The organism is Pseudodesulfovibrio sediminis, from assembly GCF_020886695.1.
In the GTDB taxonomy this organism is placed as follows: Bacteria; Desulfobacterota; Desulfovibrionia; order Desulfovibrionales; family Desulfovibrionaceae; genus Pseudodesulfovibrio; species Pseudodesulfovibrio sediminis.
The window spans coordinates 1,355,343-1,368,948 of record NZ_AP024485.1 but is presented as its reverse complement, the minus strand read 5'-3'; the positions used below and the strand labels follow the sequence as shown (position 1 = coordinate 1,368,948).

General features: G+C 57.1%; 12 protein-coding genes. 1 reads left to right on the top strand and 11 read right to left on the bottom strand.

Going from position 1 to position 13,606, the window contains the following annotated elements:
* The first annotated feature begins 137 nt into the window (after positions 1-137).
* Positions 138-545: a hypothetical protein gene (locus SRBAKS_RS06570; RefSeq protein WP_229595377.1), complete on the top strand. Its 408-nt coding sequence runs from the start codon at positions 138-140 to the stop codon at positions 543-545.
* A gap of 45 nt (positions 546-590) precedes the next feature.
* Here SRBAKS_RS06570 and SRBAKS_RS06565 read toward each other — a convergent pair whose 3' ends face one another.
* From SRBAKS_RS06565 to SRBAKS_RS06515, 11 genes are all read right to left on the bottom strand, one after another.
* Positions 591-1,799 carry an MFS transporter gene (locus SRBAKS_RS06565; protein ID WP_229595376.1) on the bottom strand — a complete coding sequence of 403 codons (1,209 nt, stop codon included), beginning with the start codon at positions 1,797-1,799 and terminating at the stop codon, positions 591-593.
* On the bottom strand, positions 1,789-2,394 hold the full coding sequence (locus SRBAKS_RS06560) for a histidine phosphatase family protein (protein ID WP_229595375.1): 606 nt from the start codon (positions 2,392-2,394) through the stop codon (positions 1,789-1,791). The genes SRBAKS_RS06565 and SRBAKS_RS06560 overlap by 11 nt, the downstream gene beginning before the upstream one ends.
* On the bottom strand, positions 2,391-3,518 hold the full coding sequence (locus SRBAKS_RS06555; protein WP_229595373.1) for a DVU_1551 family NTP transferase: 1,128 nt from the start codon (positions 3,516-3,518) through the stop codon (positions 2,391-2,393). Before SRBAKS_RS06555 ends, SRBAKS_RS06560 begins: the two co-directional genes overlap by 4 nt.
* 5 nt (positions 3,519-3,523) lie before the next feature.
* Positions 3,524-4,528: an XdhC family aldehyde oxidoreductase maturation factor gene (locus tag SRBAKS_RS06550; protein ID WP_229595371.1), complete on the bottom strand. Its 1,005-nt coding sequence runs from the start codon at positions 4,526-4,528 to the stop codon at positions 3,524-3,526.
* Between the two features lie 3 nt (positions 4,529-4,531).
* The gene (locus SRBAKS_RS06545; RefSeq protein ID WP_229595369.1) at positions 4,532-5,842 is read right to left on the bottom strand and encodes a DVU_1553 family AMP-dependent CoA ligase; all 1,311 of its coding nucleotides are present in this window, start codon (positions 5,840-5,842) and stop codon (positions 4,532-4,534) included.
* Complete coding sequence (gene trsS, locus SRBAKS_RS06540; RefSeq protein ID WP_229595367.1) at positions 5,823-7,175, bottom strand: radical SAM (seleno)protein TrsS; 1,353 nt, start codon at positions 7,173-7,175, stop codon at positions 5,823-5,825. The genes SRBAKS_RS06545 and trsS overlap by 20 nt, the downstream gene beginning before the upstream one ends.
* On the bottom strand, positions 7,175-7,627 hold the full coding sequence (locus SRBAKS_RS06535; protein ID WP_229595363.1) for a DVU_1555 family C-GCAxxG-C-C protein: 453 nt from the start codon (positions 7,625-7,627) through the stop codon (positions 7,175-7,177). Before SRBAKS_RS06535 ends, trsS begins: the two co-directional genes overlap by 1 nt.
* A complete protein-coding gene (trsM, locus tag SRBAKS_RS06530; RefSeq protein WP_229595361.1) occupies positions 7,617-8,282 on the bottom strand; it encodes a DVU_1556 family methyltransferase in 666 nt (221 codons plus the stop codon). Before trsM ends, SRBAKS_RS06535 begins: the two co-directional genes overlap by 11 nt.
* 2 nt (positions 8,283-8,284) lie before the next feature.
* Entirely contained in the window at positions 8,285-8,500 is a 216-nt protein-coding gene (locus SRBAKS_RS06525; protein WP_229595360.1) for a DVU_1557 family redox protein, read from the bottom strand.
* The gene (locus SRBAKS_RS06520; RefSeq protein ID WP_229595359.1) at positions 8,497-10,761 is read right to left on the bottom strand and encodes a pyridine nucleotide-disulfide oxidoreductase/dicluster-binding protein; all 2,265 of its coding nucleotides are present in this window, start codon (positions 10,759-10,761) and stop codon (positions 8,497-8,499) included. Before SRBAKS_RS06520 ends, SRBAKS_RS06525 begins: the two co-directional genes overlap by 4 nt.
* Before the next feature lie 82 nt (positions 10,762-10,843).
* A complete protein-coding gene (locus SRBAKS_RS06515) occupies positions 10,844-13,561 on the bottom strand; it encodes a molybdopterin-dependent aldehyde oxidoreductase (RefSeq protein WP_229595355.1) in 2,718 nt (905 codons plus the stop codon).
* Between the last annotated feature and the right edge of the window lie 45 nt (positions 13,562-13,606).

The window sequence follows — 13,606 nt, the reverse complement described above, 5'->3', positions numbered from 1 at the left end:
GTTGCACTATTATTCAGTCGGAATCAACAGCGCCCCAACCCGTAAATGCAGCGCATTTTACCACGCATTCGACCTATTATTGGGACGTTCTCGCCGAATTGGGGCCACCAACCACTATTTCGCGCTTGGGAGAGGGGATGGTCTGGCTTTATGAGGATGTCCAACTGACGGAGAAACAGTTCGGCATCGGGCCGCGTGAAGGAACCGGTTCATTGCTGAAGCTCAATTTTTCGCAGGGAAGTGGGCTGTATCATGGCATGGTCATGGTGTTTGCCCTGGATGGGGCGCTGCTTTTTGCCGAGGAAGTGGAGGAGACCATTCATCTGGGAGAGGGGGCAGGCATACAATTGCTTTTTTCCATGTCCAGTCTGGTCAATCTTTCAGATGTCAGGGGTAGTGCCGTTCAGCACACATGGGGAGAGTCGTTGTTGCAGGACATCCCAAAAGGGTTGAATAGTCAGCAGAATTTTGATTCCGGAGAACACGGCGTACAGCTTCTTGTCACCCCGGAGTTCGTCGGCCAGCAGTCCCTTGCCATCCCCTGATACCGTGCACTGTTCGGATAGGGGAGAAGTCTGTTCGATCTGTGTTTACCGGGGCCGGGTGGAGTGTCCTCGGGGTATGGGGGCCAGCAGCATGAAGAGGATTCCCACGCCCAACGTTGTGAGTGCCGATGCCAGGAGAAAGGTCGTGTAGCCTGTGATTTCCACCATGCGACTTCCCAGCAGCGGTCCCAGAAAGGAACCGGCGTGGATGGTCAGGATCATCATGTTGGCATTGAACCCACGGAATTGCGGATCGCCGCTCTGATAGAGTAATGCATTGAGTGGCGGGGTGCACAGCCCCATGCCGAGACCGAACAGGATCGCCAGCAGTATGAGCAGGGTGCTCCCGTTGAGCAGAACAAGGCACCCCAGACTTGCGCTGGTGAGTACCATGGCTGTAGTGATCAGCAGTTTGGGGGACAGAGTGTCGAAGATGCGGTTTGCCCCCAGTCGAATGGCTATCATGACTCCCGTCTGGATCGTGAAAAAGATGCCCGCGTTTTCGATGCCACGCGAGAGTGCGAAGCCCTGAAAGAGAAAGAAGATCCCTGTAAATATTATGAAGTAGAAGAGGTTTGTCACCAGGACAGCCAGAATGGTGGGCTGTTTCAGGTTGGCAAAGGAGTCCCTGGTCCCCAATCGTTTTTTGCTCGATTTGCCGTCGAGTGAGAGATGAATATTACCCTTGAGCCAGAGTGTGAAAGCGGCTGCTGGAAGCATCAAACTGGCGGCCCCGGCATAGAGCCATGTTGGACTGGAGACCAGAGTGCTCAGGCCGTCCGATACAATTGGGAGGATTGAGTAGGGGAGGAGCAGGGCTGCCGAGTACAGGCTGAAGGCCGACCCTTCCTTGCCTTTGGGGATGATGGAGACAAGCAGGACCGTGCATGGCGCAAAAACGCAAAATCCGCCAATGCCCTGCACGATGCGCAGCCCCAGCAATCCCCACAGCGACGTGGTAAAGAGGTAGCCGCACCCGCCCAGAAACATCGCGATCAGACCTATGGTCATGGACAGGAAGGCATTGGATGGGGTGATCCGACTGCTCATTGTTCCGTAGAGTATCATTCCCGCCAGAGAATACAGGCTGATGACAAGCCCGGACTGACTGCCGGAAAATCCGATCCGCTGGAGGTAGACATGCAGGCTGAAATAGACCGCCACGTTGCAGACGATCAGAAAAACCGTTCCGCATAACAGGAGAAAATTCAATGGAGACGGGGTGGTGTTCTCTGTTCGCTTTTTATTTGACATATCTCCCAACATCTTCGGGGGCGACATTGGTTTCGATGATTTCCAACCCGGTCGGGCCACGCCAGATGATGGTCATGCAGGCGTGAGCGGGTTTGAAGTTGAACAGATCATCCAGCGTGTGTTGCATCAGGCGGCAGAGGACTGATCGGATAACCCCTGCGTGGGTGACGGCCAGCACCGGGCGGGGACCTTGCGCCAGGGCATTGAGCACGGCCATGGCACGTTCCGCGACCTGATTGAAGCTCTCGCCGTTGGGCGGCTGAAATCCACTGAAGTCCATGCCGCGTTTGGCATAGGCTTCCGGGTAGTCTTTCTGTATGTCGTCAAAGGGGACACCGTCCCATTCTCCCATGTCTATTTCATCCAGCTGATGATGGACTTCCGGCATGGTGTCGAGCCGTCTCGCCAGCGGCGCAATGGTGTCCAGAGCCCGTTGGGAGGGGCTGGTGCACAGCCTTCTCAGGGGAATGTGAACCAGTGCCTCGGCCATGTGTTTGGCCTGCTCCTTGCCTATGTCCGAGAGGGGGAGTGCGGTCCTGCCGATACATCGGCCTTTACCGCCAACGGTTTGGGCGTGCCGCGCCAACAGGATCATGAGAGTACCATTTGGGCGAGCTGTTCCATTGATATCCCGGTTTCCTTGTCAAAGCGTTCCAGAATATTCTGCGCTCTGCTCAGCCGGTTGAGTATGTTTTTCTTGGCTTCCGGTTCGTGCCCGTACTTGGCCATTTTGGCTGTGTAGCGGTCTTTCAGCGGAGAAAAAACCACGCCTCGAACCAGCTTGTCCGAAAGAAAGACTATTTCCCGCTCGGTCAAAGGCTGGTTTCTGGAGAGATGGAGGTCCGTGTGCGCTGCGATTACATAGGCCGCTTCGTGAAATCCGTGATCATGCAAGCGTTCCGCCCCGACATGCTCGTGCTGTTTGTACCCTTTGCCGATGTCGTGGGCCAAAGCGGCGCCCACCACCAGACCGCGATTGAGCTTCGAGCCGTTGCTCCGCATGGCGTTTACCTTTCGGCAAATGGCTTCGCCGACCTTGGAAACAGCAATGCAGTGGCGTCTGACGACCTGTGGGGTGTCATACACATTCCAGATCTGGAGGCACTCATCCTTGGTAGGATACTGATTCTTGGCAAGGGCGCGTGCCAGCCCGTAGTCGGCGGGATGGTCAAGGTCGTGGAGGGTGCCGTAATCAGCCACATCCAGATCGCGGGCCGTGTCTTCGTACCGTTCCAATATGCTTCGCAGACCGCCGGTGCCGTTATGGGCCAGTATTTCCGGGATCATTTTTCTGTGGATGACCGGCGGGTGTCCGCGTTCGCCGAGAAAACGGGGGTAGACCACGGAAGAGGGAAACATGGTGAACTCGTCCATGAGCCGTCCGACAGTTTCACAGCGTACCAAAGGCATGTCCGCGGGCAGCATGAAAAATCCGTCAATGTCATCATCAAGCATGCCCACGCCGGTCTGTACCGATGAGAACATGCCGTCGGTATAATTGGGATTATGGACGATTTGGATGCCGGTCTGGAGGACTTCCGCCCCCACTTCTCCGGCACGTTTGCCTGTGACCAGCACGATTTGTTTCAGGTGGTTGACACGAAAGGCTGAGATACATTCCGACAAGACTGTGCCGTTGCCCAGCGGGAGCAAGGGCTTGAAAGCACCCATGCGGGAGGAAAGCCCCGCAGCCGGAATAATCGCTGCCAGTTTCGTCATAAACCTTACCTTGATCGTGCTTGTATAAGTTCCGCACCGATGGAGACTGCGATCTCCTCGGGTGTGCTTGCGCCGATGCTTAGCCCGATGGGGCAATAGCATCGGTCGATATCTTTTTGAGTGAACCCGTCATTCAGAAGGGAATCATAAATTTTATCGCGTTTCTTTTTGCTGCCGATCATGCCGATGTATCCCGCGTTGGTCCTGAGTGCTTCGGCCAGAACATTGCGGTCGTGGAGGTGCCCTCGGGTGACAATGATGATGCACGAGCTTTCATCGATGGGCATATTATTGCAACATCCGTCAAAGGAATCAATCACGCGCACTTCGTCGACATCAGGGAACCGGTCCGTATTGGCAAATTCTTCCCGATCATCCAGCACCACGGTACGCATGCCGATCATGGCCGTGACCTTGGCCGTGAACAGGGAGACGTGTCCCGCGCCGTAAATATAGACGGATGCGGGCGGAATGAACGGCTCGGCAAGCGCCATGGCCGCATCGGTCTTGTTGAATACGGGGGCGGCTTCTTTAAAGGCGGTCATGACCATTTCCGGGCCCACTGCGTCGGCAGTGACGATTACATGACCGCTGGCTTTGTCTTCACCGGTGTAGGTTGAAAGCAGAACGCATTTGGAGCCGGAGCGGAGCAGCGTGTCGATGGACTTGTACGCCTGGGCGCAGGGACCATCGGGAGCAACGACTTCCAGCAGTACGGACAACCCGCCGCCACAGATCATGTCGGAGTTGGCGGCCAGCTCCTGCGTCATGTCCACAAACATGAACCGGGTGGTGCCGTCACCGAGTGCGATCATGTCTTTGCCGTCTTTGCAGGCCATGCCTTCGGCCAGCCCTCCACCAATGGTGCCGAAGATGGACCCGTCGGCACGTACAGCCATTTTTGCACCGGACGAACGGGGGGTTGAACCGGTGCTGTGAACAACCGAAGCGAGGGTGAATGTTTCACCATTCTCAATAAGCTCGCAGACGGAGCGGACGAACGCTTTCATGAATCAGTTTCCTTTCACTCGCATGATTTGTCGTTTGGCAAGACCGTGAATGGCGGGTTCACTGGTGTTGCGAATGACGATTTCCATATTGAGTTGAGTTGCGTTTGTATTTAGCCTTACAACAGGTATTGTTGCAAGGGTCTTCATGACATTTTTTGCACTGTCTGTTTCAGGGCTGCATATTTCCAGGCGAAGAAGGCCGTCCCCGTAAGAGGCAACAAAATCTTCCACTTCGGGAAGAGCGAACAGCGCCTCGTTCAATTCGCCGAGTTCCAGCGTGCCCGTGTGCAAGGGAGTACCGCCGCCAATTCTGCAAATAGTTGCATCCAATCGACGCAGGGGCGTGCCGCACGGACAGTGCCCCCGGAGTATCCGTCCCAGATCGCCTGTGCGGTAACGGATAAGAGGCATTCCCCGCTTCAGGGGAGTGGAAACCACCATCTCGCCAAATTCGCCGTCTGGCATCGGGGTTCCTGTTTTCGGATCGATTATTTCCAGATAGACATCGGTTTCACGCAGGTGCATGCCTGCCCCGGGGGCGCATTCAACGGCACCACCCAGACCGGTTTCAATCATGCCCCAGTGGCGATATGTTCGGCAGCCGAGGGCATCGGTCACGCGTCGGACCACGGCGTCCGGGGTCGCGTCCCAGCAGAGCAGCACGGATTTGATGCGTCCCTTGGGCAGTCCGCGGCGCTGCCAGGCGCAGGCAAGCATATTCACATGGGATGCCGGTCCCACGATACAGGTCCCGTTTTCTTGTAAGAGATGATCCAGTGCGGCCTCGCTGTCCTCCATGACACCGTGCGCAACGGCGCGGGCACCAGCCCGTTCAAGCGCCTGCATCAGCAGTTGACCTACGCCGCCCGGACGTTCTCCCGGCATGAGTACAAAGGCTGTCTCGCCCGGCCCCACGAGATGGCTCATGCCCCAGTGGAAATAATCCACCGTGGCTTCCAGATCCTCGCTGGTATAGAAAATACGCTTGGGTTCGCCGGTTGTGCCGGAACTTTGCAGTGTGACGATGCGGGTTATTTCGTCCTGCGAAACGCAGAGCATGTCCTCTGGCTTGCGCCGTACATCGTCCGCAGTGAGCATCGGGAGGCGGGAGAAATCGTCGAGGTTCTTTATCTGGTCCGCTTCGACACCGTCGAAGTGACGGGCGTAGAAAGGACTGCGCTGTTGTGCGTGAGCGACAAGGTCTCGCAAGGTTCTTGCCTGCCAACCGCGGACCGCCTCAAAGGACGGTGGAGTAGAGCCTTCGGGGAGGCCCATGCGGCGCATGAGACAGGTATCAAGCTTCAACGTTGTCATGACATTTGCCTCGATACAGCGGTTCGCCGTTCATGGCTGTCAGGTTGTATGCGCAAAATGGAATGAGCCTGCCGTCCGGTGAGACTTCATGTATGCAGCACCCCTGCAACCGCTCAAGGTCCAGTGTCCAGGCGTCCTGAAAAGCCATGCCGGATACAGCCAATTTATGGGAGGTCGCCCGAGCGATAAAGGCATCAAGGTCGTCCTTTTTCGCCATTTGTTCGATTGCAAAGCCATCGGCCGGGGGCGCCCACTGCTGACGGACAAAGGATTTGGCCTTGTCCGCGCCTTCTGAGGCGGGGCGGGGCGCGCATCCACAGGAACCACCTGCAGACAGTCGTTGCAGCGAACCGTCTTCGGAGACCAGATAGTTGCCATGGAAAGAGCAGTGGGAATGCTCACAGCCGGGAGGCAGAAAGTCCGTGACCTTGACCATGCCGTCGGTCTGTTCCTCCAGCCGCCGCATGACATCGGGCAGGGTGATGCGCTGGTCATCACCGGGCGCTTCCGGGTACCGACCGAAGTAGCTGACCGGTTGAAAATGGACGCCACGCACGGCAGGTGAATTCTGCGCGGCATAGTGCAGGATGTCGCCCAGTCCCAGATCGTTGACGCCGGGCACCACGGTTGGAACCAGAACGATGCCGATACCGGCCTCAGCCAGGTTACGTACTGCTGCGAACTTTTCTTCCAGCAGGGGGCGGCCCCGCAGGGCCATGTAGGATTGATCGGTTATGCCGTCAAACTGAAGAAATACGGAATCCAGTCCGGCCTGGGCCAAAGTCTGCGCATAGTTCCGGTCAGTGCCCAGCCTGATGCCATTGGTGTTGAGCTGGACAAAGGGGAATCCTTTCTCTTTTGCCAGAGAAACAAGGGCTGGCAGATCGTGTCGGGCCGTGGGCTCGCCGCCTGAGAGCTGGAGGTTGCAATGGCCGGAGGCGAGGATGACGCGCTCCAGCAGGAAATCGATTTTTTCTACCGTGGGATCTGCAGGGGCTTTCTTGCCGGACGAGGCAAAGCAGACCGGGCAGCCAAGGTCGCATCTCCAGGTCACTTCCAAAACAGCGGTGCAGGTATGCTGCCCATGGCCTTCGCACAGACCGCAATCCTGTGGGCACCCTTTTTCCCGCTTGGTGAAGGGTGTCTTGGGACGGGAGGGAATCTTGGGCCGGGCCCATGCCGCATGATCAGGAGCGCCCCTCCAGACGATGGTGCGAAACGCTCCATGTTCAGGGCAGGTTTTCACCAGATAGGTGTCCTGCCCCACGGTCTCATGGGAGGCCGGGATCGGTGCCAGGCATATGGGACAGACGCTACGGGCGGGGGAGGACATTATTCGTCACGACCTTCAGTGGGATCGAGTTCGTTGGCAACCAGAATCTCGCGCACCTGTTCAACGGCTGCTGACAGCAGCCCACCGCAACGGATCGGGTCGGGCTGTCCGCATTCGCCACCGAGGATGGCCGTGCAGGTTGTGCCGCCAAATTCAGCGGTTGTTTCCGTAAACCAGTCTCTGAGTTCTTCGAGCATGACCGGCAGACACTCTTCGGCCTCTTCCATGTCCAAGCCTTTGCCGCTGTACAACCCCAGAATCATGGCCGCGCCGCTGAGTACGCCGCATGGGCCAGAGCAGTCTCCAAGCCCGTTGCACAGGCCGGCCGCAGAGCGGACCAGATCAGGGTTCTCTCTGCCCATCTCGTCCAGTGCCAACAGGATCATGATCTGAGTACAGCAATAGCCTTTACCACCCAGCTCCATTACTTTCAATCCGGCATCATCCAGCATGTGATGCTCCTCCTTTTTGTGCGACCAGTAAGTAATATCCCGGTTTTCCATTCTGACAACGACAACTCTCCCCCGTATGACCGGCGAAGATGAGTTTGGCCGCCAGTTCCTTGAGTCGATGTGAATGATCTTCAACCTGACGGACGATGAAACCGGCCTTTTCTACCAGCGTCCGCGTGTCGGCCAGCGGAATGCTTCCCTGTGCGCAGGGGCTGGAATTCGCGCTGATGTGTCCGTCGGAAAAAATGTCGGAAAGAATGAGGAAACCACCAGGGTTGAGCACCCTATACCAGTGTTCGAGCGCGGTATCCTTATGCGGCATGAGGGAGAGGACACATTCAGCGAAGATAGCGTTAAACGAGTCGGCGGAAAAGGGTAGGGAATCACCTCTCATTTCAAAGAGATACGTGTTGTCTTCAGCCCGTTGCAGTTGTTCGCTTGAGGCGTCGATGCCATAGGCGTTGGCACCGTATCGGGAACGTAATCTGGCAACAGTCGCGCCAAGGCCGCAGCCGATATCAAGGACGCGCCATCCCGGCAGAATTCCTGCCAGTTCCGCCCCCCTGTCGGTGATGTCGAAGCCGCCGGGGCGCAACGTGTCTCCGGCGGCCTGTTGCAGCACGGGCTGTTCCCATAAAGGACGCGTATCAACCACGGCTACTTGTCCTCCAGCATTCGCTCCACTTGCTGCATTTTACCGAGTGCGAGGTTCTCCGTGATCAAGACCTGTCCGCACTTGCTGCACGTGGGGAGTTCAACATCGAATTTGGCGTCCAGGTATACCAGCTCGACAACTTTGGTGACCAGTTTCTCGCCACAGGACGCACATTCCCAGCCAGCGGCATCTGCTTCAGGGACTCTTATGACGCTCATGCTTTGGCTCCTTTGATATGCATGCGGTGAGACCAGGACTTGTGGACCAGATATCCATCGTCAACGGGTTCATATTCCACCCAATAGGTCACGACAACCGGTCTGAACGAAGCCAGCAGATGGCCGGATTCGGAGTGAACGAATCGCTTGCCTGACTGCGATGCTGCGTAGAGGACCTTTTGCACGTCGGTGTGCAGGATGCGTCGTTCCTCCATGATGGCGGCGGCTTTGTCGGTGTACTGAACCACAACGGATTCATGGGGCAAGGCTGGTATGTCATCCGCATCCTGCCAGACGCCGGAGAGGAGTGCCTCCTTGAGGTGGACCCGGTTTTCGCGACGGGCGGAGTAGCCCGGGGCGGCACGGTCTGCCCGATTGCCCGTTTCCGGGTAGAGGAGGTCGTAAATATGTATGGCTCCCTTGCCGGTTTTGGCCATCATGTCGCGGCACATGACACAGTAGGTGACAATGTCTTCGTCCATTGTCCCAGCCCGTTGTCTGGTCACAATGTCTGCTAGTTGCGGATTGGCTTCGGAAAGCAGGCCACCATAGCCGCAGCACTGTGTGGTCTCGCCGGTCAGTGGAGGCTCCACAACCGTGACCTGTAGTTTGTCCAGAAGAGCGCGTACATCGTCCTGCACAACCTTGTCGTGCCGGGCGGCACAGGGGTCGTTGATGGCAAATGTGGCCGTTGCCTTGAGGGCGGTTTCAGGCACTCCGAGAGCGCTCAGAATGGACCAGTGGGAGAGGATTTCGGCATCGGGCAACCCTTCGCGGAGCTCCTTTATGCATGACGGGCATGCTGCGATGATCTTGGGCTTGCCCAGTGATTCCCACCCGGTTCTGAGTTCGGTCATGACGTAGTTGGTCAACGTTTCCCTGCCGGACCATTTGGCCGGTGCACCGCAGCAGTGCAGGAAGAGACCGACATTGTCCATGCGGGCGCGGAGGTCCGCATATGCGCGTTCCACGCCGTCAGGATCGGAGGCCGTCAGTTGGCAACCGGGGAAGAACAGGTATTCGCTGGTGTCTGTACCGGGGGCATGCCGGACCAGGGTGCATTTCTCGCCATTGGCAAAGGCCATGTCGCGCAAGGCGAAGTCGTGGGCCGAGGGCGGCATGTTGCCTTGTTCCACCAGGGTTCGGCGTGCCGCGAGACAGACATCGGCCATGGAAAAGTCTTCGGGGCAGATGGTTTCACACAATCCGCACAACATGCAGGAGTTGATCATGCTGTTGGCCTGACGTGTCCCCATGACGATGGATTCGTTGTTGTAAATCTGTCGGGCGTAAATTTTGGGATACGACTTGAAGTGCTTCAGGTATTCGCATTGCTTGACGCACTCCATGCATTCACACTGGATACACCGTTTGGCTTCATCGCGCGCCTCAAGCTCGGTACAGTTGCCGGAGTCAATGAGCGGCGCCTGTACTTCCACGCCTTCCAGGCTGGTGAACAACCGTGTGGGGTAGGGGCCTTCCAGTTCGCGATTGGATACCAGGGAAACACCCTGTGTGAAGCGTTCAATGGAATTGGCTGCGCGTCTGCCGCAGGCAGCCTGTAGAATGGCGGAGGTCTCGCCTTTCGGGCTGACAAACAATCCGGTTATCTGCGTACCGAACGTCAGATCGTCCGGTGTACCATATTCGGTAGACAGGGCTGGGGCTGCATCACTGTCCAGAAAGACCGCGTCGTAGGTTTCAATTAGCGAGGTGATGAGCTTTGCAGAAAGGGTCTCCTTGTCATTGACGACAACACCGAGTTTTTCGAGATTTGCCAGTTCCCGTTCAACGGTCCCTTCAGGGAGCGAGTCTATGGGCAGGTAGGCAAGTGAATTGGCGATGTCAGAGCTGATCAGGGTGACGTCGAAACCGCGGCGAGCCATTTCCCAGGCCGCGCAGAGACCGGTCAGCGTGGTGCCGACGACGGCCACGGTTTTTTTGCGGTTGGGGAGCGGACGAGGTGGCGCAACAGGCTTTGCGTTGTCCGCACAGAAACGTTCCAGAGAGTCCATGGCGATGGCGCCCCCGGCGTCCTTGCGGACACAGTGGGATTTGCATGGTCCATTGCAGAGTCGGGCCAGTACGCCTGGTAGTGGCAGCGTCTTGGCAAGAATTGTCCATGCTTTGTCCCATCGGCGCTGGGCCATGAGCGAACAAAACGTTCGTACATCAACATGAAGGGGGCAGGATGCAGTGCACTGAGGCGCTTCTTCCTGCACACATTTGTTTTCCCAGTGTCGCAGATCAGCCTGTTCCATCGGAACTCTCCCGCAGGTAGTCGAAAAGTAAAATGGCGGCCCGGACCGAATCCGGGCCGCCAAGTATAGTTGTTTGGCTTAATTAGCCTTTGAGTCCAGCAAGGACCTTTTCAGGCAGTGCGGGCAGCACTTTGATGCGAACGCCGCAAGCATTGTAGATAGCGTTGATGATGGCCGGGTGCGGGATGCACAGCGGGATTTCACCAACACCGGATGCGCCGTGAGGGCCGTTGGGACGCTCGGACTCGACGTAGATCAGCTCCATGTCGTCCGGGATCTGCTTGATGTACGGGAAGCCTGCACCCTTCATGGTGGAGTGCTTCTTGATGTCTTCGTAGTCCTCGGACAATGCCAGGCCGATACCCTGGGCGATGCCGCCGTACATCTGGCCATCGACAACCAGCTTGTTGTTGATCTTACCGATGTCTGCGACAAAGGTGACCTTTTCAACAGTGGTTTTACCGGTGGCGAGCTCAACTGCAACTTCAGCCATGCACACGCCGTACATGTAACAGGCAAAGGGAGAACCCTGGCCGTTTTCGTCGCAGTCATTGGCCGGAGCGGTCCACTTGCCGTGGAATGTCAACTCAAGGCCACCGTCAACCATTTCCTGGTAGGAGCGGTAGGAGCCATCGTCTTTGCGCATGGCATTCATCAGCTGCTCGCAGCCGTTGTTGATGGCGTTACCGATGACAACCTGAGAACGGGAGCCGCCAGCGGGGCCGCCGTTGGGGCAGACGCTGGTGTCATTGAGGATCAGATTGATCTGCTCGGGAGCCAGGTTCAGGGGCCGCAGAGCCTCGTGGGCAGTACCCAGGGTTCCCATGTCAGCGCCCTGGCCGTGATCGTGCCAGCAGGTCAGAACGGTGACAGTACCGTCTTCGTTCAGACGCACATCGGCTTCAGCGGTGTCCGGGCCGTCAAGGCCGGAACCGTAAACGCCCAGAGCGAGGCCAACGCCGCGCTTCACTTCAGCAGTGGAAGCAGCTTCGGCTTTCTTTTTGGCTTCTTCGTACTTGGGACGCAGTTTGTCGAGCATCTCAGGCAGGGAGTATACTTCAGGATCGCAACCGGTGGGGGTTGTGGAACCCTTGCGGTAGACGTTCTTGTAACGGAGTTCCAGCGGATCCATACCGAGCTTTTCAGCCAATTCGTCCATGAGTACTTCAGAGGGGAATTCGGCTTCAGGACCACCGTAACCGCGGAAGGCAGCGCCCCAGCAGTGGTTGGTGGCAACGGTACGGCCTGTGCCGCGGATGTTGTCGATGGTGTAACCGGAACCGATGAACTGTGCGCCACGCAGGGTCACGAGGTCACCGAATTCGGAGTAGGGACCGTGGTCGACAGTCCAGTCGGTTTCCATACCGAGCAGCTTGCCGTCTTTGTCAGCGGCCAGACGAACGGTGGTGTTCTGGGGAGAACGCTTACCGGTGTAGGTCTGCTGCTGGTGGTAGTCGTAAGCCAGGAATACGGGCTTGCCGGTAGCCATGCAGGCTGCGCCGACGAGGGCTTCCATGGTCGGGGAGAACTTGTAACCGAAGGTACCACCGGTGGGGTTCTGCACCATGATCATGTTCTCAGGCTCCATGCCGAGACCGGGAGCGATCATGTACATGTGCAGATGCAGACCAATGGACTTGGAGTGGATATTCAGCTTGCCGTTTTCGTCCATGAAAGCGAAACCTACGTCCGGTTCGATGGGCATGTGCGGCTGACGAGTGGTGAAGTAGTCACCTTCGACAACGACATCTGCGGAATCAAAGATCGGAGCGGTGTCTTCGCCCTTGGCGACATTCTGCTCGTAGTAGACGTTGGGAGTACCCGGATGAATTTCGATAGCGTCGTCAGCCATGGCAGCCTGAGCGCTCATGTATTCGGGCAGACGTTCCAGTTCGACTTTGACCTTGGCGGCAGCGGCCTTGGCGTTCTTGTCGGTGTCTGCGCAGACGATGGCAATAGCGTCACCATACTGGAAGACTTTCTCGTCACACAGGATGGGACGATCCCAACCGTCACCCTTGTTGGTGGGGAAGGTGATCAGACCGGTGATGCGGTTCTTACCCTTGACGTCCTTGTAGGTGACGACCTTTTCAACGCCGGGCATTGCTTCGGCTTCGGTTGTGTCGATGGAAAGAATCTTTGCGTGGGAAACTTCAGCCTGAACAAGAGCGAGTTTCAGGGTGCCCTGAGGCATCTTGATACCGAGGTCAGCACCAAAGTCCAGAGTACCTGTGACCTTGGCAATTGCGGTGGGGCGGGGGTACTTGGTGCCCCAGATACGACCATCTTCGGGGATCTGGAAAGCCAGCTCGTCCATGGTCTTTTCTCCGCGCATGACAGCGGCTGCATCCTGAACGGAGTCTACCAACTGCTTGTAGCCGGTGCAACGGCAGGCGTTGCGATATTTTTGGAACCAGTTGCGAACGTCTTCACGGGAGGGGCTCGGGTTGGAGTCGATCAGAGCCTTGGTGGAAACGATGAAGCCGGGTGTGCAAAAGCCGCACTGTGCGCCACCATTGGCAATCCAGGACATCTGAATGGGGTGCAGGTTGTCCGGGGTACCGATGCCTTCCAGGGTGGTGATGACTGCGCCTTCTTTGACACGGGTCATTTTCATGGAACAGGAACGGATCAGCTTGCCATTCATAATGACACTGCAGCTACCGCACTGACCAGTTCCACAACCAACCTTGACACTGGTCAGGCCCAGGTTTTCGCGCAGCACTGTGGCCAGCGAATCATCTGCTTCGCAGATAACCTGTTTGGCTATGCCATTCACCATGAGTGTGAGTTTCAACATGACAGTATTCCTCCTTTGATTTCACTGTCTAGCCAATGCGAGGGG

Coding starts and splice junctions, on each gene's coding strand:
- SRBAKS_RS06570 (WP_229595377.1), top strand. CDS start 138: ATGGTCTGGCTTTATGAGGATGTCCAACTGACGGAGAAACAGTTCGGC.
- SRBAKS_RS06565 (WP_229595376.1), bottom strand. CDS start 1,799: ATGTCAAATAAAAAGCGAACAGAGAACACCACCCCGTCTCCATTGAAT.
- SRBAKS_RS06560 (WP_229595375.1), bottom strand. CDS start 2,394: ATGATCCTGTTGGCGCGGCACGCCCAAACCGTTGGCGGTAAAGGCCGA.
- SRBAKS_RS06555 (WP_229595373.1), bottom strand. CDS start 3,518: ATGACGAAACTGGCAGCGATTATTCCGGCTGCGGGGCTTTCCTCCCGC.
- SRBAKS_RS06550 (WP_229595371.1), bottom strand. CDS start 4,528: ATGAAAGCGTTCGTCCGCTCCGTCTGCGAGCTTATTGAGAATGGTGAA.
- SRBAKS_RS06545 (WP_229595369.1), bottom strand. CDS start 5,842: ATGACAACGTTGAAGCTTGATACCTGTCTCATGCGCCGCATGGGCCTC.
- trsS (WP_229595367.1), bottom strand. CDS start 7,175: ATGTCCTCCCCCGCCCGTAGCGTCTGTCCCATATGCCTGGCACCGATC.
- SRBAKS_RS06535 (WP_229595363.1), bottom strand. CDS start 7,627: ATGCTGGATGATGCCGGATTGAAAGTAATGGAGCTGGGTGGTAAAGGC.
- SRBAKS_RS06525 (WP_229595360.1), bottom strand. CDS start 8,500: ATGAGCGTCATAAGAGTCCCTGAAGCAGATGCCGCTGGCTGGGAATGT.
- SRBAKS_RS06520 (WP_229595359.1), bottom strand. CDS start 10,761: ATGGAACAGGCTGATCTGCGACACTGGGAAAACAAATGTGTGCAGGAA.
- SRBAKS_RS06515 (WP_229595355.1), bottom strand. CDS start 13,561: ATGTTGAAACTCACACTCATGGTGAATGGCATAGCCAAACAGGTTATC.